Origin of the sequence: Geoalkalibacter ferrihydriticus DSM 17813, assembly GCF_000820505.1 — a bacterium.
Classification (GTDB): Bacteria; Desulfobacterota; Desulfuromonadia; order Desulfuromonadales; family Geoalkalibacteraceae; genus Geoalkalibacter; species Geoalkalibacter ferrihydriticus.
On the sequence record NZ_JWJD01000002.1, the window covers coordinates 58,377 to 82,062 of the forward strand.

Consider the following 23,686-nt stretch of genomic DNA (forward strand, 5'->3'; position numbering starts at 1 on the left):
TTAAAGACCAATGAAAAGCTCTTACCTGAATCCGTTCGGATCTCACTGATCCAGGCCTTACTCCGGCACATCCGGTCTGATCCAGAGAAAGCTGTACCAGTGCCAGCCGCCGGTTTTTCCAGGCGCGGTCAGGGTGTAGCTAGTGCGGCGCGCATTGAGGGGTTCATCGGCGCGCACTCGCACGACACCGGGATTTTCCTGATCGAAAACGACATCGGATTGGGCACGGCCGCGCACGAAAAAGTTGAGCTGGGAAAGATCGGCAGCGCCCTGCGGATCGATTTGCAGCGTCAGCCGGGGCGGATTTTCCCCTTCGAGAATCGGATCGTCCGGTTCGGTCAGGATGACCGGCAGGGCCTTCATGCGCATTTTATCGCCGAAACCCTCTACCGTGGCAAAGGGACCGCCCATGGGAAAACGCGGCAAAGCGAAGAGGTCGCTGTGCGAACTTACGACCCCTGAATGCTGGGCGGCGGCGGCATGAAATCCAAGCTCACGCACGAGCTCGATCAGATCACGGCTGAATTCGCCGTAGGGATAGGCAAACAGCCGCGGCTCATCTCCAAGCTGTGCAGTCAATGCCTGCTGAGCCCGCACCAGATCGTCGCGCATGCGTTCCCGCCAGGCGCTGCGATCTTCCTTCGCCGCAGGGGCGGCCATGTGCGCGTGCGCGGCTGAATGATTGCCGATTTCAATCCCTGCATCCCGCATCCGGCGCAAATCATCCCAATCAAGATAGCCCGGACGCCCAACGCTGTCGGTATTCACGAACAGGGTGGCCGGATAACCGAATTCGCGCAACAGGGGCAAGCCGCCCGTACCGAAACTGTCATAAGCATCGTCAATGGTTATAACCACGGTGCGGGTGGGCAGTGAGCGGCCGGCGCGCAGGCGCCGCACCACCTCTCCCAGGGCAAGAACCGAATAATCGCCGTCGCGCAAGAGTTCGAGCTGACCGCGAAAGACCTCCAGAGAGACATTGGTCGAGGGATGGCGGTCATCGCCAAAGCGATGGTAAACAAACACATTAGCTTCATCGGCCCAAGCATCAAAGCCTCCGGCCAAGAGCGTTCCGACCATGAAAAAAGCGGCAAACAGCCGCCTAGGAAACCACTGTCTGTTCATTTTTTTCTTCTCCCTTCACGCGACTGCGCAAATAACGCCGTACCGCATTGCGCGCCCGCGGGGTCACCGCCCATTCAAGCCACTTGGGCAGAACCTGCGGAGACGAACTCTGCTCGATCTCCACCTGATCACCATCCATCAATCGATAGCGCAACAGGCGGGTCTGCCCGTTCACCCGAGCACGACGCGCATGCAGGCCGAGGTCTTCGTGAATATCGAAGGCAAAATCAAGGGCACTGCTGCCTTCAGGCAGAGTGCGCGTATCGCCTGCCGGCGTGTAAACCTGAATCGACGCCGACGCCAGACGCAGGCTTTCAGTGTCAAACAGGGATTCACCCTCGGTCAGTGACTGCATCAGCCCTTTGAAATTGCTGACGCTGAACTCAAAACCCGGCGCCAGCACGCCGGCCTCATTGAAACGGGCCAGCTTGCGTGTGGTAATTTCGACCCGAATCCGGTGTTCACCGGCCTGGATGGTGGTTTTAATCGCCTGGTAGCCGAACTGGGAAACCAGATGCAGATGGTCACGCAATTTGCCGGGGATGGGATGAAACAAGCCATGCAGCAACCCCAGGGCAAGGTAGGCATCCATGGTACGATCGACTTGGATTTCCAGGGTATAAAGGGTTGAGAGCCCCCGGTTTTGTACCTTGGCCGCGGAAATGGAAAAAGGTCGCCAACGATCACGGAGCAAAACCGAGAATTTTTGATGCTCACAGGCGTTGTGCATCTTTGAGCGCATCTGGCGCAGATAAGGTTCCATTTGCGCGCGCAGAGCATCCATGACGTTCTGATAACGTTGGTAACGACGTGGATAGAGAATCCTCAGCGCAAGAGCCTCAAGCTCGTTCGCGACACGCCCCATACCGAGATGCTGGGCCAGGGGGACATAGATGGAGCGGGTTTCTTCGGCGATCAGACTCTGCTTGTCGGGATGCAGAGCGCCGATCGTCTGCAAATTATCCAGGCGATCCCAGAATTTCAGGCACAAAACCCGCACATCCTCGATGGCCAGCAGAACCGTTTTACGGTAGGTGGTGGCTTTGAGGGTCTCGCGGCTGAGGCTCTCGTCGGAAGCTTTGGTCAGCCCGTTGACCAGCAGGGCCACTTCCGCACCAAAGGCTTTCTCAACTTCCGTCAGGGTGACCGGGGTATCCTCGACCACGTCATGCATCAGCGAGGCGATCACCGAGCTGAAATCCATCCAGTGCCGCGCGGCCAGATGAGCGACACGCAATGGATGGAAAAAGTAGGGCTCTCCCGATTTGCGTAATTGCCCTTCGTGGGAAACACGCGCCATTTCCAGAGCCTGTTGCAGAAAATCGATGGACTGATCGAGTTCCTGCTCGCTCATGCCGCCACCATAATGTGTGACCAGCAACTCCATAATTTCAGAGATAAGACGTTTTTGCGTTCGTTCGTCGGCTTCGTTCATCGGTTCCTTAAAATAAAGTTTTCCCCGCGGCCTCTGGACTTTACATAGTGAATCCCGCTACTTCCACTCAAACCAAAGCGGGCTCACCCCGGCGGCCAGGTCAGGTCGCGGCCGCCAAGCAGGTGAAAGTGGATATGCCAGACCGACTGCCCGGCCCCTTCGTTGCAGTTGTTGACGACGCGAAAGCCATCTTCAGCGAAGCCAAGGTCATGAGCAATTTTTCCGGCGACCTGGTAAATATGGCCGATCAACTCATTGTCGGCGGTGGTCAGGTCAAGGGTGGTGCGGATATGTTTCCGCGGCACCAGCAGCAGATGATGAGGCGCCTGCGGATTGAGATCTTCAAAAGCCACCACCAGATCATCCTGATAGACCACGCGTGCGGGGATTTCCCCGGCCACGATTTTACAGAAGATACAGTTGTCGGACATCTTCATTCCTTTCTTGAAGGTCTTGAGGAGAAGGCGTCTTGAATTTTTCCAAGGGTATCACATTCCAACGTTCGCGGGCAGCCTGGCGCAACAGCCGTTCATCGTGGGCAAGCAGCACCACCTGATGTTCGGCACTGATCTTTTCCAGGATGCTCAGGGTGTCTGCGAGTCGTGTAGCGTCAAGATTCACCAGCGGATCATCGAGCAGCAGCGGCAGGCGCCGCCCCCCTGCCAAATGGCGGGTCAGCGCCAGACGCACGGCGAAATAAACCGCGTCCACGGTACCGCGGCTGAAATGTTCCACCGGTTGCCATTGGCTGCCGCGGGTACGCAGCAGGAGACGAAAATCATCCTCGAGGCGCACCTCGGAATAGCGGCCGCCGGTCACCGTTGCCAGGGATTCGCCGATGTCGCTGGAAAAACGTTCCAAATAAGTTTTGCGAAACTCATCAACCGCACCAGCAAGCATATCAAAGGCAGACCTGAAAGCCTGACTGCGGCGCCCCAGGCAGGCTTCGCGCTCACGCAGCAAAGCCCCTTCCTCTTCGATACGCTCAAGGTCGGCGAGTTCACCCTGCAGGGCTGCTTCGCGCCGGGTCAGCTCCAACAGACGATTTTCCTTTTCCCGCAGTTCTTCCCCCAGGCTCCGCAACTTTTCCTCGGCTTCAGACAACTCCTCGCGGGTAAGCATAGCTTCGCGGTGCTTGGGTCGCTCCTTTTCCAGCCGCTCTTCAAGCAGCGCCAGTTCGCGCACGCTCTCTTCCTTCTCGGCCGTGAGATGACTTTCGGCGTCCAGTACGCCAAGAGCACTTTCCACCTCGCGCAATTGATTGGCCAATTCCCGGTGTTTTTCAAGGTTGCGCAACATTTTTATCCGCTCAATAGACGAGGGACGCATGCCGACTTGGTCGAACTGCTCATCCAACCCCGCGAGCCGTGCCTGCACCTCAAGGCGACGCTCTTCGAGAACCTGTGCCTGCCCCTGCAGTCCGCTCATTTCACTACGAAAACGAAAAAGTTGGAAGACATGAGGCGCCCACAATCCAGCCAGCAGCGCCAGCGTGCCGCCGGCACACCAAATCAGCCATTCGGAATTCCAGGCCAGGGCACCCGCCGCAGCTGAAACGCCCGCCAGAGTTGCCCCCAGACGCCACTGCCAAGCCGGTTTGGGCAAGGCCAACAGCTGCTCGCGCAGGGACGCCGCTTCGGTTTGTACAGCCACCAGTTCCTGGCGCACCGTTTCGCTTTCCGTCAACAACTGGGGCAGTTTTTCAGGAAGTTTGCGCGGCAGGCCGGCAGCCTGGAGTTCCTTTTCAATCCCCGCCCGGCGTTGCTGCAGAGCTGCAATCTTGTCTCCCTGCTGATCAAGGCGCTGGAGATCGCGGCGCAACTGTGCGGCCTTTTCCTCCACTTCCAATTGCTTACGCACCCAGACCAGGTAACGTTCGCCTTTGTCGTAATCACTGCGACCCGCCTCTATAAAGCGGGACAGCTCGGCCAGTTCGGTACGCAGGGTTTCCAGATCCTTGAGGCTACCCTGTTCCGCAAACCAGCGGCTCTCGAGTTGCTCAAGGCGCTTGCGTACTTCGTCGAGTTCGCGGTCGCGGGTCTTATCTTTGCCCCAGGGATTCTGGCGGGTGATGGCAAAATAATCATCCTGGAGCGTTTGCAGAACGCGATCATAATCCACCTCGACAAAGCCCGAGAGTAGCGTCTTGATTTTCGCGGCCATACCGCCCTGCCCGGAGACTTCCAGGCTGCCCTGGCCGAAAAACAGCGAGGCGCGAAAGATGTCTTCATCGGCAACGCCGAAGAGCCGCGCCAGTTGTTCAAGGTACTCGCTGCGCTCCGATGAGCGCCCCTGAGGCGAGACTTTCCCCTCGAACTGGTAGAGAGTGTGATAAAGGTCGTCACGCTCGACCAGGGCAACCCGATCACTGAGAATGTCGCGCTCGATGCGCACCGTGCGCTCGCGTGCCTCGAGAACCAGCGCAGCTTCGCAACTGCCCTGCCGCCCCCAGGGGCGATAGCGCTCCTTGTTGCGGACTCCGAACAAAACGGCGGGAATCGCCTCGACCAAAGTCGACTTGCCGGCCTCATTGGGGCCGACGATCAGATTCATCCCCCGTCGAAACTCAAAATTTCGCTCACCAAACTTCCCGAAATGGCGTAGTTCCAGGCTACGTAAAATCATGGGGTTCCTCCCCCAAAGGCATGAAAGCGCACCAGCACCTCGCGAAAAGCCTCTTCCAAGACAAGACGCTCTTCGGGATCGGCAGCACCGATACGTTCGCGGGCACGCCGCACGAACAGGCCACGCACGGTCTGCTCGTTCTCGATGCGCCGGGCAAAGCGACTGTCAAAGAGGCCGGTGCGGTCCACCAGATCCAGATGAAAAAACTCATCTGCCAGCAGAGCGCGCAGTCGCGCCAGATCAAGAGGCGCTTCCACCACACCGGTCAGCGTCAAACGCAGCAACAGATCGCCGGAGCCCAGAGCGGCAATGGCCGCCGCCGCTTCGGCATCTCCGGGACAGCCACCCAGATCCAGGGTTCGCTCCTCCAGGGTGCGCGTATTGCTGACGAGTTTCTCGACCCTGGCGTTGCGCGCCTCCACCGTGACCAAGACACAGTAGCGCGGGCCGTTCTCGCCGAATCGCTTGCCTTCGGGAGAACCCGGATAGCAGGCCCAGATGCGACCCTCGTCAGCGAGGATCTCGAATTCATGGTAATGGCCCAGAGCCACATAGTCGAGGTCCAATCCTTTAAGCAGGGGCAGGTTGAAAGGCACATCCTTTTTGCGGTAATCCCATTCAGGGCTACCTTCGCGCGCACCGTGCAAGAGCCCGATGTGCAGGCCTTCCTCGCAGCGTCTTTGCATAGAAGCCAGGGCACCCTCTGAAACGCTCGAGCGGTACGCAAAGCCATAGAGAAAGATCTGCGTTCCCTGCACGCTGAGACTTGCCGGCTCTTCCACCGAAGGGGCTTGCAGGACCAGGGTTCCGGGAAATTCGTGACGGCGGTAAACCGAGTCTGCCGCGATGACATTGTCATGGGTACCAGGAATCAGGACCGGCACGATGCCGCGATCGGCAAGGCGCTTGAGTCCTGCCTGCACCCGGCCGACCAAAGCCGAATCGGGCCGCGAATGATCGAAAAGATCCCCGGCCACGACAAACAGATGCACCTCGTTTTTGATGGCCAGCGTCAAAAGCCGCTCGAAGGTTTTGAGAAAGTCGTCCTGCCGCTGTGCCACTTTGTCACCCAACTGAGTGAAGGGGGCGTCGAGATGCAGATCGGCGGTATGCAGAATGCGAATCATATGGAAAACCGGTTGTCAGTTGTCAGTTATCGGTTGCCACGGGCATGATTGGAAGTTATCCAGACCTTGATGACCCATGCATGGCTCCGGCAGTTATTCAGCTTCATAAAATTCGGGATAATAACAAACATTGGGCGAGCAGAGCGAACCGAATCGCTGGTGATGGGCCTGCCGCGCCCGACGCCGATAGGAATCGAAATCCGTCTCCTCGACAGCCAATTCCTGAAAGCTGCGAACAAGTTGAATGTTTTTGATTTTCTGCGCGGCCGGCGCCCCGCGCCCCACCAGTTTGAGTCCGAAAATTCCAGCCGCCGCCAGATGGGGAATGGCACACAAACCGCATCCATGGCGCCGATTGGTCGTGGACCAACTGCGCTGTCGCTCCATGGCCGCCTTCAGTTGCGGCGTAACCGGTTCGCTCAGAGCAGTCAGTGTATAGGGAATTTCACAGGGCCAGATCCGATCGGGGCTGGTGTGGTGAAATGTGCAGAGGCCCTCGGTATTGGGACACTTGCCCACCAGCATGAAGGCGTCGAACAACACACCCGGCACCCGTTTGACGATTGCGGCCATCTCGGCCAGGTTCAAATGGCGTGGCAGTACCACACGACGCACACCTTGCGCCTGGTAGAATTTGACTGCTTCGGAATTTCCCAGATGCGCCAGGGTGCTGGCGTGCAACTCCAGGTGCGGATGGCGACGCGCCAGCAAGCGCAACAGGACCAGATCCGCCAGAATAATACCGTCGACCCCGGCCGCTACCGCCTCATCAACGTAATCCAGCAGATGGGGCAACATAGCCTCGGCATAGAAAGGTGCGTTCAGCGTCAGGGAAAAACCTCGCCCCCGGCCGTGAGCCAAAGAGATGATCGCGGACAGCTCCTCAAAGCTGCCGATTTGGGCGGCGGCAAAGGTGCGCTGATTGATGGACGCTGGCTGACCGAATTTCTGCTCCCAGGCAGGCGGGACATAGCCGCCGTACAGTTCATCGGCTCCTTCATTCAGCAACTCTTGGGCTTCGGCCAGATTGTCCACCGGGGAAATGATCTTCATGCGCGCCGCCCTGCCCATACTCTAGACGTCCCTATTCCCCATCACGGTAGCGCCAGATGTTTTCGCGGCGATAATCCCACCAACTGCCATCCTCTTGAGCCGTCAGTGACTCACCAACCAGCACCAGAGTCAAGGCGGGACGCTTGGTTTTCGCCCGCAGGTTGAAAAAATCCCGGGCGCCGACCTTGGCGACAATATCGTCGAGGGTTCCTTGCACGATCTCCTCACCGGGCAGACACAAACGATGGACGATGACGATGGGCACATTGCATCCGTAACCGCGACGCAACTCATTCGCCAGGTCCGGCAGGGGAATATTGTTCATGTAGATCAGCAGCGAGGTCCCCGGACGGGCATAGTCAATAAGCTTGGGATCTTCGGGACGGTCGCCGAGAGTGCGCGGCGAAACGATCACCGTGCTTTTGCAGACACCGGGAAGATCCAGCGTTTTCTTCAGACGCGCAGACGCCGCGTTGACGGTACCGACGCCGGGAATCACTTCGGCCGCCTCGCCCAGAGCGTCGATCAGCCCCTGGAAAGGTGAATAGAAGGTCAGATCGCCGGGCACCAGAAAAGACACAGCGCCGGTTTCAAGACTCGCGCGGATGCGCTCGAGAAGCTCCTGAAAGTAATACTCGAAGGGCACCAGGATCGTCTTACCCGCAAGCAGCTCGGCAAACGTCTGTTCATAAGGCGTCGGAGCGAAGACCAACTGAGATTGCGCCAGAGCCCGCGCCCCCTTGAGAGTAAGAAATTCGGGATCTCCCGGCCCGGCACCAATAAAATAAACTTTGTTCTCGGTCATAAGGTTGCCTGCTCAGTTCAGAATGGACTTCAGAGGTTCAGGATGCAAGCGATGCGGGATTTTGCGCCTCGCCCGGTACGACCCGCCGCTCCAGGCGTAAATGGATGAGAAACTCGCGGTTGCCCTTGGGGCCGAGCAGCGGACTGTCCGTCACCCCCAGGACCTGACAACCCAGGCTTTGCGCATGCTGAGAAATTTTTTCCACGACCGCTGCATGCTGGCCGGCATCGCGCACCACCCCCCCCTTGCCTACTTGCCCACGCCCGACTTCGAACTGCGGCTTGATCAGTGCAACGATGTCGGAGCCCTCAGCCAGCAGTGCCAGGGTTGGAGGCAGAACTTTTTCAAGAGAAATGAATGAGGCGTCGATCACGGCCAGACGCAGCTCCTCCGGCACCTTTTCAGGAGCCAGGTCGCGGATGTTGGTCCGCTCCATATTAATGACGCGCTCATCCTGGCGCAGTTTCCAGGCAAGCTGGCCATAGCCGACGTCCACGGCATAAACCCGCGCCGCGCCGCGCTGCAAGAGGCAATCGGTGAAACCACCCGTCGAGGCTCCCACATCGATGGCGACCAGATCCCGAACATCCAGGGCAAAAGCATCCAGACCTGCGGCCAACTTAAGCCCGCCGCGCGAGACATAGGGCATGTCCTCACCCCGCAGGCGCACCTCGGCCGCGACTTTCACCAGGGTTCCGGCCTTGTCCATCGGCATGCCGTCGACCAGTACCTGGCCGGCAAGAATCAAGGCCTGTGCACGCTGACGCGAGGCAGCCAGCCCGCGCTCCATCAGCAGTTTATCAAGACGCTGTTTTTCCATCACGATTCGGCGCCAGGGAGATTTTTGCGTTTAAGGGTGTCAAAGATTAGCACAGAGGATTTGCGGCGGGCAAAGTATTTCTGGCAAATGAAGGGAGGACGAAAACAGGGAAGAACCCAAAGCAGAACAACAGCCAAATACACCCCAGGCATGAAACTCGCTTGGCAAAAATAAACGCGGCGAGAAACAACCGCCCTTAGGGAGTGTGAACTCTGGCTGCCCCGTTCACACTCCCGGGAGCTTGTCTCCCCTGCCGACGCCGTCTCATCACTCCTTGGCCAAACTGACTTTGACCGGCACGGGTTTAGCCACCGTGTTAAAAACCGGTGAATATTTCTTTGCCATTTCGATCAGCTCCTGCTTTTCTTCAGGGGACAGATCCGCATCGATTTTGAAGGAAACCCGGATTTCCTTGTACCCGACGGGCGCAGACTCCGACAATCCAAGAAAACCATGAAGATCAAGGTCACCCTCGAGGCGCGATTCAACCGCTCGGATCTGAATGCCGCGCGCAGCAGCGTGGGCGATCATACTGGTCGTCAGGCAGCCTGACAAGCCGACCAGCAGGTACTCAACCGGGTTGGCTCCGTGATTTTCGCCGAGCAAAACCGGCGGTTCGTCAATTTCAAAAGTCATGGTCGCACGCGAATCATCCTGCGCACCGGCACCATAAAAATCCTTCACATTGGCACGGTTGTGGGTACCCCCTACCCACTTGTTGGTCGCGCGAAATTTAAAATCGGCAATTTCGGGTTTTTCTTTAATCAACTCAATGGTGCTGACGAGTTGGGTGACATTGACGCCGTTAATGATTTGATTATTCGACATAGCGACGCACCTCCTTTCATTTTTCCATCTATTTGTCAATAGGTTACCACCGATTTTGCGGCTGTAAAGAGCCGCTTTTACAGCCCTCAATCGAAAAAACATCCAATTAATTTTCCCCAATCTCCGCGATACTGCACGCTGCGCCAAGATAATCCTCCAACCCTAGGCGCCCAGCCCTTAGCGGGGGACCAAACAGGAACAAATAAGGGGATTGCCGCCAACGGGCCGAAAGTGGTACAAGTAAAGGGCATGTGAACCGCAGGGATCACCCCTGCGGTTTTTATTTTTTTCCGAGTAAAGGTTTTTTTGAACATGATCAGTGCATCAAACGTGGCCCTTTCCTACGGCAAAAGGGTCATTTTCAAGGACGTCAACATCAAGTTCACCCCCGGCAACTGCTACGGCCTCATCGGTGCCAACGGCGCCGGCAAGTCGACTTTTCTCAAAATCCTCGCCGGCGAAAGCGAGGCCGACAAGGGTGAGATCAGCGTTACTCCCGGCGAGCGAATCGCCATGCTGCGCCAGGATCAGTTCGCCTTCGATGAGGAAACTGTATCCAACACCGTGATCATGGGGCACAAACGCCTCTTTGAAGTCCTGACCGAACGTGAGGCGATCTACGCCAAACCCGATTTCAGTGAAGCCGACGGCATTCGCTCGGGCGAGCTGGAGGCAGAATTCGCCGAGATGAACGGCTATGAGGCAGAAACCGAAGCGGCGGTGCTGCTGAGCGGTCTCGGCATTCCCGAGGAACTGCGCAACCGAAAGATGAAGGAGCTTGAGCCCGGCGACAAGGTACGGGTACTCCTCGCCCAGGCTCTCTTCGGCAATCCGGACATTCTGCTCCTCGACGAGCCGACCAACCACCTTGATCTTAAATCCATCGCCTGGTTGGAGGATTTCCTCTTTCGCTTTCCCAACACCGTCATCGTCGTTTCTCACGACCGTCACTTTTTAAACCAGGTTTGCACCCACGTGGCCGACATCGACTTCGGCAAGATAACCGTCTACGTCGGCAATTACGACTTCTGGTACCAGGCAAGCCAGTTGACCCTGAAGCAAAAACAGGATGAGAACCGCAAGGTGACCGACAAAGCCAATGAGCTTAAGGAATTCATCCAGCGCTTTTCCTCCAACGCTTCAAAAGCGAAACAGGCGACCTCGCGCAAAAAACTTCTGGATAAGCTCAACGTCGAGGATCTTCCGGTCTCCTCGCGCAAGTATCCCTTCGTCGTGTTCAAACCTGAACGGCCCTGCGGCGACATCATCCTTGAAATCAAAGGGCTCTGCAAAAAGATTGACGGGGTCGAGGTGCTCGGCGGTCTTGATCTGTGCGTCAACAAGGGCGACAAAATCGCCTTCGTCGGTGGCGACGGCCTGGGCAAGACCACCCTTTTTCAGATTCTTGCAGGCGAACTTGAACCGGACGCCGGCAGCTTCCGCTGGGGGGTGACCATCACCAGCGCCTATTTCCCCAAGGAGAACAGTGCCTACTTCGACAACGATCTGAACCTGATCGAGTGGCTCTGCCAATTTCCTCCCTGCGATGGAGAAAGCTTCGCGCGCGGCTTTCTCGGCCGGATGCTTTTCTCCGGCGACGAAGCGACCAAAAAGGCCAAGGTTCTTTCCGGCGGCGAGCGCGTACGCTGCATGTTGGCGCGCATGATGCTCGTCGGCGCCAACGCCCTGATGCTCGACGAGCCGACCAACCATCTCGACCTCGAGTCCATCACCGCGCTCAACAACGGCCTGATCGCTTTCAATGAGGTCGTTCTCTTCGCCTCGCATGACCATCAGTTCGTTACCACCATCGCCAACCGCATCGTCGAGCTGACCCCCGGCGGCGTCATCGACCGGGTGATGAACTTCGATGACTACTTGGAAAACGCCGATGTGGCACAACTGCGCGACCAACTCTACCAGGGGCACGGCGAATTGAAGCTGTAAGCCCTTTTGCGAAAGGATTGACACCATGGCGAAAAAACCGAACTACAACTTCGAGAAACGACAGAAGGAGTTGGCCAAGAAAGCCAAAAAGGAAGAAAAGCGGCAACGCAAGCTCCAAGGACTCGACACGCCTGAAGATGCGGAGGAGACCGACGAGGCGGCCGACAACGATGAGAGCGAAACCTGAATCGGGTCGCCGGCATCTGCCTCCTCTTGCCGTGATTTTTCTTTTTGGAGCAGAGAAATGATTATCGACTGGTATCCCGGTCACATGAAGAAAGCGCGGGCGCAGATCGTTGAGGTCCTGCCGACCATCGACCTGATCATCGAAGTTCTCGATGCCCGCCTGCCGGTCAGCAGCGCCAATCCTCTGCTGGAGAAATTGCGGGGCGCCAAGCCCTGCATCAAGGTGCTGAACAAGAAAGATCTGGCCGATCCGACGGTCACTAAGGCCTGGGTCGGTTTTTTTGAACAACAGCAGAGAGTGAAGGCAATCCCTCTCGAAGCCAAAGACCGGCGCGATGTCGGACTGTTGCCAAAACTCTGTCGCACAATGGCGCCCAACCGCGGCAACAAAGGGCAGAAGCCACTGCGAGTCATGGTCGTCGGCATACCCAATGTCGGCAAGTCGACCCTGATCAATACGCTGGCGGGCAAAAGGATGGCAAGAGTCGGCGACAAGCCGGCCATCACCACCTGTCCGCAAAAGATCGACCTGCGCAATGGCATCCTGCTCTCCGATACACCCGGGTTGCTGTGGCCGGCGATGGATGATCAGGCAGGCGCTTGTCGCCTGGCCGCCAGCGGCGCAATTGGCGACAACGCCTTCGATCCTCCTGATATCGCCCTGATGACCATCGAATACCTGGTCGGCAAATATCCGGCGCTGCTGCTGCAGGGCTATCAACTGACGGACCTTCCCGAAAACTCAACCGAAATCCTGATGGAAATCGGTCGCCGCCGCGGCTGCCTGGTCAAGGGCGGCGATGTCGACCTGAACCGCGCGGCCATACAATTCCTGCGCGACCTGCGCGCCGGAAAGCTGGGACGGATCAGCCTGGAGCGACCCGGAGAAGCACCGGTTCCGCCTGGAGACTCGGACAGCGATGAATCCAGCCTTTAACTGTTGTTGCTGCGGTCACTGCTGCCTCAATTTGGTTGATGCATACAACGGCTGCGTCAGCGATGACGACGTGGAGCGCTGGCAAAAACTGGGTCGTCATGATCTGATGGCGTGGATCAACACCCTTGATCTGGGACCCGGCAACAAACTGCATCTGGCCTGGATTGATCCGGAATCCGGGGATGACGTCGAACGCTGTCCCTGGTTGCTTGATCGTCTCGACCGCGCCGAGAGTAAAGGCTATCTGTGCGGAATCGACGAGATCAAACCGGACCATTGCCGGTCCTATCCTACAGATCAAAGTCATGCCACCGCCACCGGCTGCAACGGCTATCGTGCCCTTCGAGAAAGGTCATCCTCATGAAAGACAAATCAACGAACAAAGACCTCTACGTATCCGACATTTCCTCCAATGTCCAGGAGGAGGATCTGCGTAAACTTTTCGCCGTCTGCGGCAAGGTTCGCGCCGTTCACCTGATCACCGACCAGAAGACGGGTCAGTTCAAAGGCTGTGCCTTCATCAACATGGGCACAGCAGCCGAAGCCAAAGATGCGCTGAACACCCTCGACGGCACCCGCCTGATCGATCGCTGCATCAAAGTCAGGGCAGCGCGACCAAAAAACACCATGGCACCAGCGACACCATCCGCTCCAGAAAAACCCCGGAAAGCACGAGGTGCGCGAGGTCGCCGCCAATAACAATTCAGGCCCGGCTTGATCTCGGCAGTGCCATTCACCGCAAAGGTCAGGAGTGTTTATGCTTTACCGCTATAACCGCTCTACGCCGTTCCTTACCCCTGCGTGCCGGCCCGGAAAACGGTCCGGCATTTTTTTCGCGCAGATTCCATGCTAAACTACCACTGCGGCAACTGTTAAGCTCAAAGGGTTCGCGGTGCCCAGGGCAAAGGTGCCCTGAGCCCCCGCCGACAGGTGATGAACAGTTACCCATCCTGAACAATTCCCGGATCCGTGAGAGGAAAAATCATTGCCGTGTCCGAAGACAGTCCCTGCTGCCCACCCCCTAATTTGAAATCGCCGCAAGCTGGACCCTGCTCTCCGCCCGAGTCTGAGCCAACTAGCGTGCAGTCCTGTTGCCCGCCAGAGAAAGTGCGCGAACTACCCGGCTATCGCCTGTGGCCTTTTGTCGGCGGCTGGTTTGCCACATCCGTCGGCCAAGTGCCCCAGGTATGCACCCGCCTGACCTGGGGCGACCATCTGGGCCACTGGCAGATGCGCTGGGGCATCGGCCGTCTGCGCTACCGCATCGCACCCGGACTCTACGCCGTGGGCTGTCCCGATGCTGATGCCCCGGTGGTGGTGACGGCCAACTACAAGATGAGCTTTGATGCACTACGCCGGGAACTGGGCGGGCGGGATCTGTGGATTCTGGTGCTGGAAACCCACGGCATCAACGTCTGGTGCGCCGCCGGAAAGGGTACCTTCGGTACTGAAGAACTGGCAAGGAGGGTCAAGGCGACGGGCCTGGAAAAGCTGGTGCGACACCGCCGTCTCATCGTGCCGCAACTCGGGGCTGTCGGCGTGGCGGCCCATGAGGTGAAAAAAGCCTGCGGTTTTCAGGTCGTCTACGGGCCGGTGCGCGCCGCTGATTTGCCAGTGCTTCTCGATTGCGGCGAAAGGGCCATTACCCCTGCCATGCGCCGTGTCACTTTCACCACCCGTGAGCGCCTGGTGCTCACACCGGTGGAATTGAGCGGAATGCTCAAAATCATGCTGTGGGCGGCCCTCGCGCTGTTGGTGCTGGGCGGCATCGGTCCAGGCATCTTTTCGATCTCTGCGGCATTCACCCGTGGGGGCACAGCGGTTCTTGCCGCCCTGGCCGGTGTTTTCGCCGGCGCGGTCCTTACGCCGGTGCTGCTGCCCTGGTTGCCGTGGCGCGCCTTTGCCGCCAAAGGCGCATTGGTCGGCGGCGCCCTCGCCCTGGTGCTGGGACTGCTTGGCGCAGCCTCCGGAACGGATCTGGCGGCGCTGGTTCTGGGTATGGCCGCAGCCAGTTCCTACTGCGCGATGAATTTTACCGGCTCGACCACCTTCACCTCGCCTTCCGGGGTGGAGAAGGAAATGCGGCGCGCCATCCCTCTGCAAGGAGCGGCCTTGCTGCTGGCCGGAAGCTTCTGGCTGTGGGGCGCCTTCTAGGGCATGCACAGGACTTAATAGAAACCCAACAAGTACCTACTCAGCGGCAATACCCAATCGCGCTGCATGCTGAACAGTTACAAAGGAAAAAAACGTGAAAGAACTGCACTATCTGGAGAACGTCGCCACCCTGCATCTCGATGTCGAAACCTGCATCGGCTGCGGCCTCTGCGCGTCAGTTTGTCCCCACGGGGTGTTTGAAATAATTGCTCAAAAAGCCCAGATTCTCGAACGCAACCGCTGTATGGAATGCGGCGCCTGCGCCCGCAACTGCCCGGTCAACGCGCTTGCCGTGAAGGCCGGCGTCGGCTGCGCCAGTGCTATCATCCACAGCTGGATTACCGGTGAAGAACCGAGCTGTGACTGTGGTACAGGACAAAGCGGCAGCGGCTGCTGATATTGCGACCGATCCCAAATCTTCGATTACCAGTTCCCGTTGCAGTGTGGGAATAAGATCAGCCAAGCAACTGCTGCGTCAGCCGGGTTGCAGGGCACAAGTTGCCCTTCGACGCCTGGTTCTGAAAAAGACGAAGATCGCGGGACAAGATTGATGAGGCGGTGGCGCCAAATTTCGTCAAACCTTCCCCACCCTGCTCTGTCCGCGTTTTGGCCGGAAGCGGCAAGTCGTCCCACGCGAACAAATCGTCCAGACATTGTGAACATCCTGGAATCTAAGGATTATTCCATGAGATCCGGACAGAAAATCAGATCCATCCCGCTGGCATAAATTTCGCAGAGAAAAACAGCAAATTCATCCGTAACTATATTTAGTGAAAGTCGGTATTGAAGATGCCACCCAGAGCGTCACCCTTGGCGATACGAAAAAGTATCCCCTCTAAAATGCTGACACACCTTACCTCGGCAACGGAAGACAAGGACTATCGTCCCATCGACCTGGGCTGCCTGCATCCTGAGATCAGCGCCCCCTGCGACCTTTTTCTGCGGGTCGGGCCGCGACGCTACACTCTTTTTGCGCGTAAAGGCCTGGGTTTTTCCCAACACCACCGGCAAAATCTCTTGGAGACCGGTGTCCAGGAACTCTATATCGAGGAGAACGACGCCCCGGTTTTTTATCGCTATCTAAAAGATGCCCTGACCCAGGTGGTGCGCAATCCAAACTGTCCCTCGGAGACCAAGGCCCAGTTCGTTCATGCCGCCTGCCGCGACATCATCACCAGGGTCTACAGCGACCCGCGCGCGGCATTCATCGAGCAGGCACTGGAGGTGATTCGCCCTTGCGTCGATCTGGTGGTGCGCGATGATCGCGCCACCCGCTGCCTGGTGCAATTGACCGCCCATGACGTCAACACCTATACCCATTGCACCAACGTCGGCATTTTCAGCATCGCCCTGGCGCGCATCTTTTTCGGCAGCTCATCCGAGCACGACCTGCAGAACCTCGCTTCTGGCTTTTTCCTCCACGATCTGGGGAAATGCAAAATCCCCCTGGAAATCCTCAATAAACCGGGCCGCCTCGACGCCGACGAATGGCTGGTTGTGCAGCAACATCCCCGCAACGGCTACGATCTCCTTACCGAAACCGGGCACATGACGGATGAGGCGCGCATCATCATCCTTGAGCACCACGAAAAGGATGACGGCTCAGGTTATCCCCATCAGATGAGCGGCAGGGACATTCACCCCTATGCTCGCATCTGTCGCATCGCCGATGTCTACGAAGCGCTTACTTCGGACCGTCCCTACCATAATCGTCACAGCACCTATCAGGCGCTCAAGATGATGAAAGAAAAAATCCTGGTCGACATGGACCAGGATCTCTTCGAGCATTTCCTCAAGCTGTTTCGTTTCTGAGCCGCGTATTTTTCAGCCTAGAAAATAAGACCGATTTTCGTTAAAAACGACTCGGATGGAATCCAGTGTATCGGGCAATTCACTCAGGTTAAGGCCCAGGGCCTTGACGCTGTGCAGAGCCGCGAGATCAGTGCGCGTATCCGGGATTCTCTGCCCGATGCCGAGCTTGCCGCAAATGGCCCCGGCTAAGTGAACCGTCGCCGTGAGGCGAAACAGCTTCGGTTCCTCCCTCTGGTCAATGTTCAGGTCGGCATGGTGCAGAGTGCTTTCGATCAGGCTCTCCGAAAAGTTCCATTTCTTCAGCACCGCAGCTCCCACCACGGCATGACTGAAAGGAAAGTATTTTCTTTCGAGTTCCTGAACATCGCCCTCGCCATTGTAGACCGCCTGCATCAATTCCTGAAAAGCGTCCGGCCGGCTGTAATTGAGAACCACCTTGCCGATGTGCCGGAACAGGCCGCTAAGAAAGGCCTCCTCGGAATCGGCCGTCTCAAACCGCCGCGCCACGACCTTGGCGCCGATGGCGCAGCCAATGGCATCCTCCCACAGCATTTTTTCAAGCAGACCGAAGGATTTGTTCATGCCTTTGAGGCTGGCGGCCAACACCAGACTGCGCAGGGTTCTCTCGCCGAGCAACACGATGGCGCTCTCCAGAGTTTTAACCTGGCGCTTCATGGAATAAAAGGAGGAATTGGCGATCTTCAGAACGCGGGCGGAGAGAGCTGGATCATGCGCCACGGTTTCCGCCAACCCGGCAGCCGAAGTGCTGGTATCCTGCAACTGCTCGATGACCTTGACCGCAACGGCCGGCATGGTCGGCAGATCGCCCACGGAATTGACAACCGTTTGAAAGTCCACATTCATGAGATGCCTCAGTAGTCACCCTGGATGGTAAGATTTGCCTGATTATAGCAAATCAATTTCCAAAGCAACAGTTGTTTGTCCCTTTTTGTTCCCTACCGCAATTATCTCTCCTTCCCGTACATATTCAACCACCAGGGAAAAACTCACCCCCACAAGGCGTCACGCAGCCCCGATGAGCGCACAACGCGACGCTGGACAGCCTGCGCAATGCGTTCTTCACCACCCCATAGGGTGACGGCCTGCCGGGCGCGAGTCACGGCGGTATAAAGCAGCTCACGGGTCAGCAAAGCGGAGTCGCTATCGGGAAGCAGCAGCAGAACCTGGTCGAATTCGCTGCCCTGGCTTTTGTGCACGGTCATGGCGAACGCCGTTTCATGGGCGGGCAGACGGCTCGGAACGAATTTTCGCAGGTTGCCACCTTGAAGGAAAAAAGCACGCAATGCCCCGGCGGACTCAGGATCAGGCCAGAGCAGGCCGATATCGCCGTTGAACAGCCCGAGGCGGTAATCGTTGCCGGTGATCAGAATCGGTCGCCCGCGATAAAAAGAAGTCTTGGGGGTAAGCAGTCCGCGGCGCGCCAACACCCGTTCGACGAGGCGGTTGAGGGATTCCACCCCCCAAGGACCACGGCGCAGGGCACAGAGCAGGCGAAAGCTGTCAAAACGAACCAGGGCCTCGGCGACCTCGGTGGCCTGCAGGTAGGGGGTAAAGGCCGCAAGCAGCACCGGCTCAAGGGCGGCGTCCAGGGTTTCAGCGAGCGGTGGAAGGCGCCAGGCAACATCGGCAAGGCCCGGATCGCTCAGCAGAGCCAGACTCTGCACGCAATCTCCTTGATTGATGGCGCGCGCCAGACGGCCGATGCCGCTGTCCGCTGCAAAGCGGTAGCTTTGACGCAGCACCATAATGCTGTCGGCCAGCAGCGCCTCCTGCCCGGATACCGCCTGCGGCACAAGATCGCCGCTTAGCTCGGCAACGGCGGCGGTGAAGGGCGCGGAGAACCCCTCGCCGTTGGCCGGCCCGCAGATATCGCCGAGCACCGCCCCGGCCTCGACAGAGGCGAGCTGGTCGCGGTCGCCGAGGAGAATGAGGCGCGCTTCGGGCGCCAGGGCGTCCAAAAGAGCCGCCATAAGGGGAAGATCGACCATCGAGGCCTCATCGACGATCACCACCTCGGCAGCCAGAGGATTGCCGCGATGATGGCGAAAACCCGGCTGACGCATGCGCCCGAGGAGCCGATGAAGAGTGAGGGCCTCGTCGGGAATGCGCCGGCGCACCTCATCGCTTAAGCTCAGTCCGTCGCGGGTCTGACGAATCGCTTCCGCCAGGCGCGCCGCCGCCTTGCCGGTGGGCGCGGCCAGGGCGATGCGCAGAGGCCGGTCCGCGGCCTGCTCGATAAGCAGAGCAAGAATCTTTACCACCGTCGAGGTCTTGCCGGTTCCCGGGCCGCCGGAAATCACGCACAGGGGATGCAGCAGAGCCGCCACCGCCGCCACCCGCTGCCAGTCGGGGCGGATACCGTCGCCGCGGCCGAACAGGCGCGTCAGCCCGTCGCGCAGCAGCGCTCGGTCAGGGATAATGGCAGGCAGGCAGGCGCGCCGCCGGATCTCCGCAGCCAGGGTTTGTTCGTGCTGCCACAGGCGGTAGAGATAAAGCCGTCCCTGCTCATCGAGAATCAGCGGGACATGGACGCCGGGACACCCGACCAGAGAGCAGCCGCGTAGCGCCGCCGACCACGCCTCCGGCTCCGGCAGGGCAGCAAGTTCGGCGGCGTGTTCAGGGGAGAGCACCGTCTGCGGCGCCCTCAGATCAAGACACACATGTCCCTGCTCCGCCGCCTGGCTGACCAGCGCCGCAGCCAGTTCCAGCTCAGGACCGGCCTGCTCGGCGAGTCCCGCCATGAACCGTGCGAAGTGCCGGCTCATAGAGGACAGCGGCAAGCGCTCAAGAATTTCGGCATAGCGCGTCATGAGCGCCCCTCCAGAAAATCATCCAGCGCGCGGATCAGCCCCTGCGCCGGCCGGTCGTGATAGATTCCGCACCCCTCCCCGCCCGGAGTTCCGATGCCGCGCACAAACAGGTAAAACACCCCGCCGAAATGACTGGCGTAATCATAGCCGGGCAGCCGCGCCCGCAGCCAGCGGTGCAGGGCGAGGCAGTAGAGATGATATTGCAGCACATAATCGTCACGGACCATGGCTCTGGTCAGCAGCGCGGGCTGGTAGTCGCCGCGCTGCGCGCCGAGATGATTGGATTTCCAGTCGAGGATGTAGTAGCGGCCGCCCTGACAGAACACCAGGTCGATGTAACCCTTAACGAAGCCGCGCAGGGGTGCAAAATCAAGCCGGCCCAGGGGTTCACCCCCGGCGGCGGCCAGAGCGGGCGAAACATGACGGGAAAAAACCTCTCGCAGGCCTGGCGCCGCAAGGCGCTTGGCGGAAAAATGAAACTCCATTTCCGCCAGACGCTCCTCGGCGGCGACAGTCTCCAGATGCAGGGCGCCGAAGGTGCCGGGCAGCGGCGCCTGCATGACGCGCACCACCATGGCATGCACGGCCTCGCTCCAATCCTCGTCAAACCCGTAAAGACGCAGTTTGCGCCGCACCAGATCGTGCGCCTGGGGCGTGGCGGCGGCGGTGAAATCAAGCTCTTCGAAAATTTCGTGAAGACAAGAACCGGGTCGCGCGCCGCGCGGAAAATCGAGGATATCCGCCTTCTCGGGGCGCACTACGACAGTCGGCGGCGACGTGGGCCGCGCCAGGGAATCGCGGTCGGGCAGATCGATGCTCGCGCCACGCTCGGCGGTCAGTGACGAAAAACTGGTGATGCGCCAATCGGCGGCAATGCGCCCGTGAAATTCCCGGCAGCGCGGTTCATCCTGAAATTCAGCCGGCGGCTGCCAGAGAGTGGCGCGCGCCGGGGGAACCGGCGTCACCGACAGGCACCCGGCGCTGCTGCGCGCCAGGGTGTCGAGATCCGCGCGCAGGGCGAGGTCATCGAGTTCCTTAACATGGGCGCTGAGACGCTCCACCAGGCCGGCATCGGCAGCAGCTTTGGGCGGCTGATGAAACAGATAGGCGGGCGCGGAAGTTTCGCCTTGATTGAAGCCGCCCCACACCAGGGTGCAGAGGTTGCGGGCCCGGGTCAGGGCGACATAGAGCAGGCGCAGGTTCTCGGCCAGTAGTTCCTGCTCGGCGATAAGCTTATGTGTTTCCTTGTCGGTGGAGCCCAAATCGAGGGTCAGGGCCAGATCGGCGCGGGGATCGTGAAAGCTCACTTCCGCCTCCTTCCAGCGCGACCCGTTCCAGCTGAAGGGGCAGAACACGATGGGATATTCCAGGCCCTTGCTGCGGTGAATGGTCACCAGCTTGACGGCGTCCTCATCGGTTTCAAGACGCATCTGGTAGGCCTCGCGCGTAGGTTTCTCGCTGAGACGCGCTGCCAACCAGGTGAGCAGGCCGTCCAAGCCCAAGCGGTTTTCCACTGCCGCCTGATGCAGCACCTCGACACCGTGCAGCAGATTGGTCAGACGCCGCTCGCCGTCATCATAAGCCAGCAGCCGGGGCCGCACCTGCTCGCGGCGCAGCAGGGCGCCGGCCATGACGATGAAGCCGCGCCGCGCCCAGAGTTCGGAATACCCGGCGAAACGTTCACATAAGTTGTCCCATTGCGCCTCATCGAGCGCCGCACGTTCCAAGGCGGCGCCGTCAAAGCCGAGCATTTCCGTAGCCAAAGCACCGCGCAGGGCTGCATCGCTTGACGGATCGGCCACCGCCGTGAGTACCAGATGCAGTTCTTCCAGCTCGCGAGCATCAAAAAGGCTCTCGCTGCTGTAGAGCACGCTGGGCACGCGACGCGCCCGCAGCGCCTTCTGCATGAGCCGCGCCTGGAAATTGGCGCGCACCAGCACCGCCATATCCCCCGGCGCCACCGCGCGGCCGTGAAGCGTCAGCCGCCCCTGCCCGGCCAGTTCAAGAAGGGCGACGATTTCATCAGCCACCGCCTCGGCCAGCTGAGGCACGGCGCGCTGCGCGGCCAGGCTTTTTTCGGCGCCGCGCTCCATGAACCAGAGGCGCAGGGGTGCGCCCGCGGGCTGTCCGTCGAGGAGCAATTCGGGGATTTCCCGCGTGGCGGCGGGACGCACTTCGACAAAGGGAATGGCGTCAAACACAAAGGGCCTGGCACTGCCGCTGAAGATCCGGTTGACCGCCCGCACCAGAGGGGCGTCGGAGCGCCAGTTGGTGTTGAGGGTGAAGCGCCGCTCCACCTCGCCCGCCGCTGCCAGATAAGCGAAGATGTCGGCGCCGCGAAAGCTGTAGATGGCTTGTTTGGGATCGCCGATGAGAAACAACAGATGGTCGGCGCTTGGGTAGATGGCGCGGAATATGGCGTATTGAACGGGGTCCGTATCCTGAAATTCATCGATCAGCGCCGCGGGAAAACGTCGCCGCAGCTCTGCCGCCAGTTCCGCGCCGCCATCCCGCAGCAGAGCGCTGCGCAAATCGAGGAGCAGATCGTCAAAGGCGCGCACATTTTGCCGTCGCTTGCGGCGCGGTAGTTCGCTGCGCAACCAGGCGAGCAGATCGCCCTTGAGGGCGAGAAGACGCTGCTGCCAGGCTTCTTCAACGGCATGGATGGCGGCGGCCAGGGCATCGCAGAGGGCAAAAAAAGGATGCTCGGGCGCACTGTGGTTTTTCTTCAGCGAAGCGGCGAGCCTGGCCGCGGTGAAGCGCTCGAATTTGTCGGGGGGCGACAGGGCCTGGCCGGCGACAAACCAGCGCGATAAATCCTGTCCCCACAGGGGAAGACTGCTCACCCGATAAGATGTGCGGTTAAGGGCCGGGCTGTGCTGCAACAGGGCCAGGATTTCCGCGCTGCTGCTTGCCCAAAGGGCTGCGGCGGCGGCAAAGGCATCGTCAAGCCGACGCAGCAGGAGCTCGTCCGCAACCGGCGCCGCCTGGGGGATCAGGCGCAGCTCGGCGGCCTTGCCGTGGCGGCGCACGAAGTTCCACAGTCCGGCAGGATTGGCCCCCCTGCCCTGCGACCAGCGCAGCCAGCGGGGCTCGGCCTGGATAAAGCGCTTGCGCCAAAAATCATCGATGATCTCACGCAACAGATCGTCCTGCTCGGTCACCAGTTCGGTGTCGAACAGGCCGCCGCTTTCAAAAGCCTTCTCTTGCAGGGTGCGCTGACAGAAGCCGTGAATGGTGAAGATGGCGGCCTCGTCGAAACAGGTCAGGGCGACGCGCAAGCGCTCGCGATCGCGCTCAAGATTGTCGCTGGCGGCATACAACCCGCAAAGCAGCGGATCTTCGGACACCGCCCCGCAGAACACGTCAAAGGCGCCGCGCAGCCGTTCGCGCAGTCGCTCACGCAGTTCCTCGGTGGCCGCTTCGGTAAAAGTAACGACCAGGATCTGATCGACGCTCATTCCCTGTTCGACCACCAGCCGCAGATAAATAGCGGCAATGGTGAAAGTTTTTCCGGTGCCGGCGCTGGCCTCGATGAGGTTGCGTCCGCGCAGGGGGCTGGCGAGCAGGTCAAATTCCACCGCATCCCGGGTCACAGGGTCTCCTCCTCCTGGGCGTCAAGCAGCGGGCCGTATATCCGCAGGGCCAGGTCGCGGAATTCGGGAGTAAAAGGTTCGGCGCCGCGCAGGCTGTAACGCAACCAGGCGTCCGCGCCTTCGCCGCGGCTGTGGTCACTGCCCTCCCAGATTTTGCGTGCTTTCTCCAGGGCCACCTCCAAGGGCTTTGGCGCCAGCACTCCCGCGGCAAAGGCCGCGCTGGATTCAGGGAAGAAAGGCAGCACCCGGCACAGGCCCTCACGATAAAGCTCCAGCAGCTCAGACAGCCAGATGCGCGCCTGCTCCGGCGGCACAACCCCGAAGCGGCAAAGCTGCTCGCTGCCCACCAGCAGGGTTTCGCAGCCCGCCTCCTCGCGGTGGGCACAGGCAACGAGATGGGCCACC

Annotated in this window: 21 protein-coding genes; 8 read left to right on the forward strand and 13 right to left on the reverse strand. The window is 59.4% G+C overall.

What is annotated here, in order from left to right; translation table 11 throughout:
- Positions 1-57: 57 nt before the first annotated feature.
- The 9 genes from GFER_RS06515 to GFER_RS06555 all read right to left on the reverse strand — a co-directional run bounded on the left by GFER_RS06515 (position 58) and on the right by GFER_RS06555 (position 9,965).
- Positions 58-1,125: a polysaccharide deacetylase family protein gene (locus GFER_RS06515; protein ID WP_052446080.1), complete on the reverse strand. Its 1,068-nt coding sequence runs from the start codon at positions 1,123-1,125 to the stop codon at positions 58-60.
- The gene (locus GFER_RS06520) at positions 1,103-2,560 is read right to left on the reverse strand and encodes an HD domain-containing protein (protein WP_052446082.1); all 1,458 of its coding nucleotides are present in this window, start codon (positions 2,558-2,560) and stop codon (positions 1,103-1,105) included. Before GFER_RS06520 ends, GFER_RS06515 begins: the two co-directional genes overlap by 23 nt.
- 83 nt (positions 2,561-2,643) lie before the next feature.
- Positions 2,644-2,991, reverse strand: a complete 348-nt coding sequence (locus tag GFER_RS06525) for a histidine triad nucleotide-binding protein (RefSeq protein ID WP_040097713.1) — start codon at positions 2,989-2,991, stop codon at positions 2,644-2,646.
- Positions 2,966-5,185 carry an ATP-binding protein gene (locus tag GFER_RS06530; protein WP_040097715.1) on the reverse strand — a complete coding sequence of 740 codons (2,220 nt, stop codon included), beginning with the start codon at positions 5,183-5,185 and terminating at the stop codon, positions 2,966-2,968. Before GFER_RS06530 ends, GFER_RS06525 begins: the two co-directional genes overlap by 26 nt.
- A complete protein-coding gene (locus GFER_RS06535; RefSeq protein WP_040097717.1) occupies positions 5,182-6,312 on the reverse strand; it encodes a metallophosphoesterase family protein in 1,131 nt (376 codons plus the stop codon). Before GFER_RS06535 ends, GFER_RS06530 begins: the two co-directional genes overlap by 4 nt.
- Before the next feature lie 93 nt (positions 6,313-6,405).
- Positions 6,406-7,365, reverse strand: coding sequence for a peptidase U32 family protein (locus GFER_RS06540; RefSeq protein ID WP_161807391.1), 960 nt, complete (start codon positions 7,363-7,365; stop codon positions 6,406-6,408).
- Positions 7,366-7,396: 31 nt separating this feature from the next.
- A complete protein-coding gene (locus tag GFER_RS06545; protein WP_040097721.1) occupies positions 7,397-8,170 on the reverse strand; it encodes an SAM-dependent methyltransferase in 774 nt (257 codons plus the stop codon).
- Between the two features lie 37 nt (positions 8,171-8,207).
- Positions 8,208-8,990 carry a TlyA family RNA methyltransferase gene (locus tag GFER_RS06550; protein ID WP_040097723.1) on the reverse strand — a complete coding sequence of 261 codons (783 nt, stop codon included), beginning with the start codon at positions 8,988-8,990 and terminating at the stop codon, positions 8,208-8,210.
- 267 nt (positions 8,991-9,257) lie between these two features.
- Positions 9,258-9,965 carry an OsmC family protein gene (locus GFER_RS06555; RefSeq protein ID WP_235264024.1) on the reverse strand — a complete coding sequence of 236 codons (708 nt, stop codon included), beginning with the start codon at positions 9,963-9,965 and terminating at the stop codon, positions 9,258-9,260.
- Positions 9,966-10,130: 165 nt separating this feature from the next.
- Between GFER_RS06555 and GFER_RS06560 the strand changes: the two genes are divergently transcribed.
- The 8 genes from GFER_RS06560 (at position 10,131) to GFER_RS06590 (ending at position 16,854) form a co-directional block, all read left to right on the forward strand.
- The gene (locus tag GFER_RS06560) at positions 10,131-11,765 is read left to right on the forward strand and encodes an ABC-F family ATP-binding cassette domain-containing protein (RefSeq protein ID WP_040097727.1); all 1,635 of its coding nucleotides are present in this window, start codon (positions 10,131-10,133) and stop codon (positions 11,763-11,765) included.
- A 25-nt stretch (positions 11,766-11,790) separates the two neighbouring features.
- Positions 11,791-11,952, forward strand: a complete 162-nt coding sequence (locus GFER_RS19105) for a hypothetical protein (protein ID WP_167334947.1) — start codon at positions 11,791-11,793, stop codon at positions 11,950-11,952.
- 57 nt (positions 11,953-12,009) lie between these two features.
- Complete coding sequence (gene ylqF / locus GFER_RS06565; RefSeq protein WP_052446084.1) at positions 12,010-12,888, forward strand: ribosome biogenesis GTPase YlqF; 879 nt, start codon at positions 12,010-12,012, stop codon at positions 12,886-12,888.
- Positions 12,872-13,252, forward strand: coding sequence for a hypothetical protein (locus GFER_RS06570; protein ID WP_040097729.1), 381 nt, complete (start codon positions 12,872-12,874; stop codon positions 13,250-13,252). The genes ylqF and GFER_RS06570 overlap by 17 nt, the downstream gene beginning before the upstream one ends.
- On the forward strand, positions 13,249-13,587 hold the full coding sequence (locus tag GFER_RS06575) for an RNA recognition motif domain-containing protein (protein WP_052446085.1): 339 nt from the start codon (positions 13,249-13,251) through the stop codon (positions 13,585-13,587). The genes GFER_RS06570 and GFER_RS06575 overlap by 4 nt, the downstream gene beginning before the upstream one ends.
- A gap of 327 nt (positions 13,588-13,914) precedes the next feature.
- Positions 13,915-15,042: a mercury methylation corrinoid protein HgcA gene (hgcA, locus tag GFER_RS06580; RefSeq protein WP_252989035.1), complete on the forward strand. Its 1,128-nt coding sequence runs from the start codon at positions 13,915-13,917 to the stop codon at positions 15,040-15,042.
- Positions 15,043-15,136: 94 nt separating this feature from the next.
- On the forward strand, positions 15,137-15,439 hold the full coding sequence (hgcB, locus tag GFER_RS06585) for a mercury methylation ferredoxin HgcB (RefSeq protein WP_200889300.1): 303 nt from the start codon (positions 15,137-15,139) through the stop codon (positions 15,437-15,439).
- 443 nt (positions 15,440-15,882) lie between these two features.
- A complete protein-coding gene (locus tag GFER_RS06590) occupies positions 15,883-16,854 on the forward strand; it encodes an HD-GYP domain-containing protein (RefSeq protein WP_040097731.1) in 972 nt (323 codons plus the stop codon).
- Between the two features lie 12 nt (positions 16,855-16,866).
- Here the strand turns inward: GFER_RS06590 and GFER_RS06595 are convergent, their stop codons facing one another.
- The 4 genes from GFER_RS06595 to GFER_RS19315 all read right to left on the reverse strand — a co-directional run bounded on the left by GFER_RS06595 (position 16,867) and on the right by GFER_RS19315 (position 23,685).
- Positions 16,867-17,718 carry an HDOD domain-containing protein gene (locus GFER_RS06595; RefSeq protein WP_040097733.1) on the reverse strand — a complete coding sequence of 284 codons (852 nt, stop codon included), beginning with the start codon at positions 17,716-17,718 and terminating at the stop codon, positions 16,867-16,869.
- Positions 17,719-17,861: 143 nt separating this feature from the next.
- Positions 17,862-19,685, reverse strand: a complete 1,824-nt coding sequence (recD, locus tag GFER_RS06600; RefSeq protein WP_052446087.1) for an exodeoxyribonuclease V subunit alpha — start codon at positions 19,683-19,685, stop codon at positions 17,862-17,864.
- On the reverse strand, positions 19,682-23,281 hold the full coding sequence (gene recB, locus GFER_RS06605) for an exodeoxyribonuclease V subunit beta (RefSeq protein ID WP_052446089.1): 3,600 nt from the start codon (positions 23,279-23,281) through the stop codon (positions 19,682-19,684). The genes recD and recB overlap by 4 nt, the downstream gene beginning before the upstream one ends.
- Complete coding sequence (locus GFER_RS19315) at positions 23,278-23,685, reverse strand: hypothetical protein (RefSeq protein ID WP_235264027.1); 408 nt, start codon at positions 23,683-23,685, stop codon at positions 23,278-23,280. The genes recB and GFER_RS19315 overlap by 4 nt, the downstream gene beginning before the upstream one ends.
- Position 23,686: the final 1 nt, after the last annotated feature.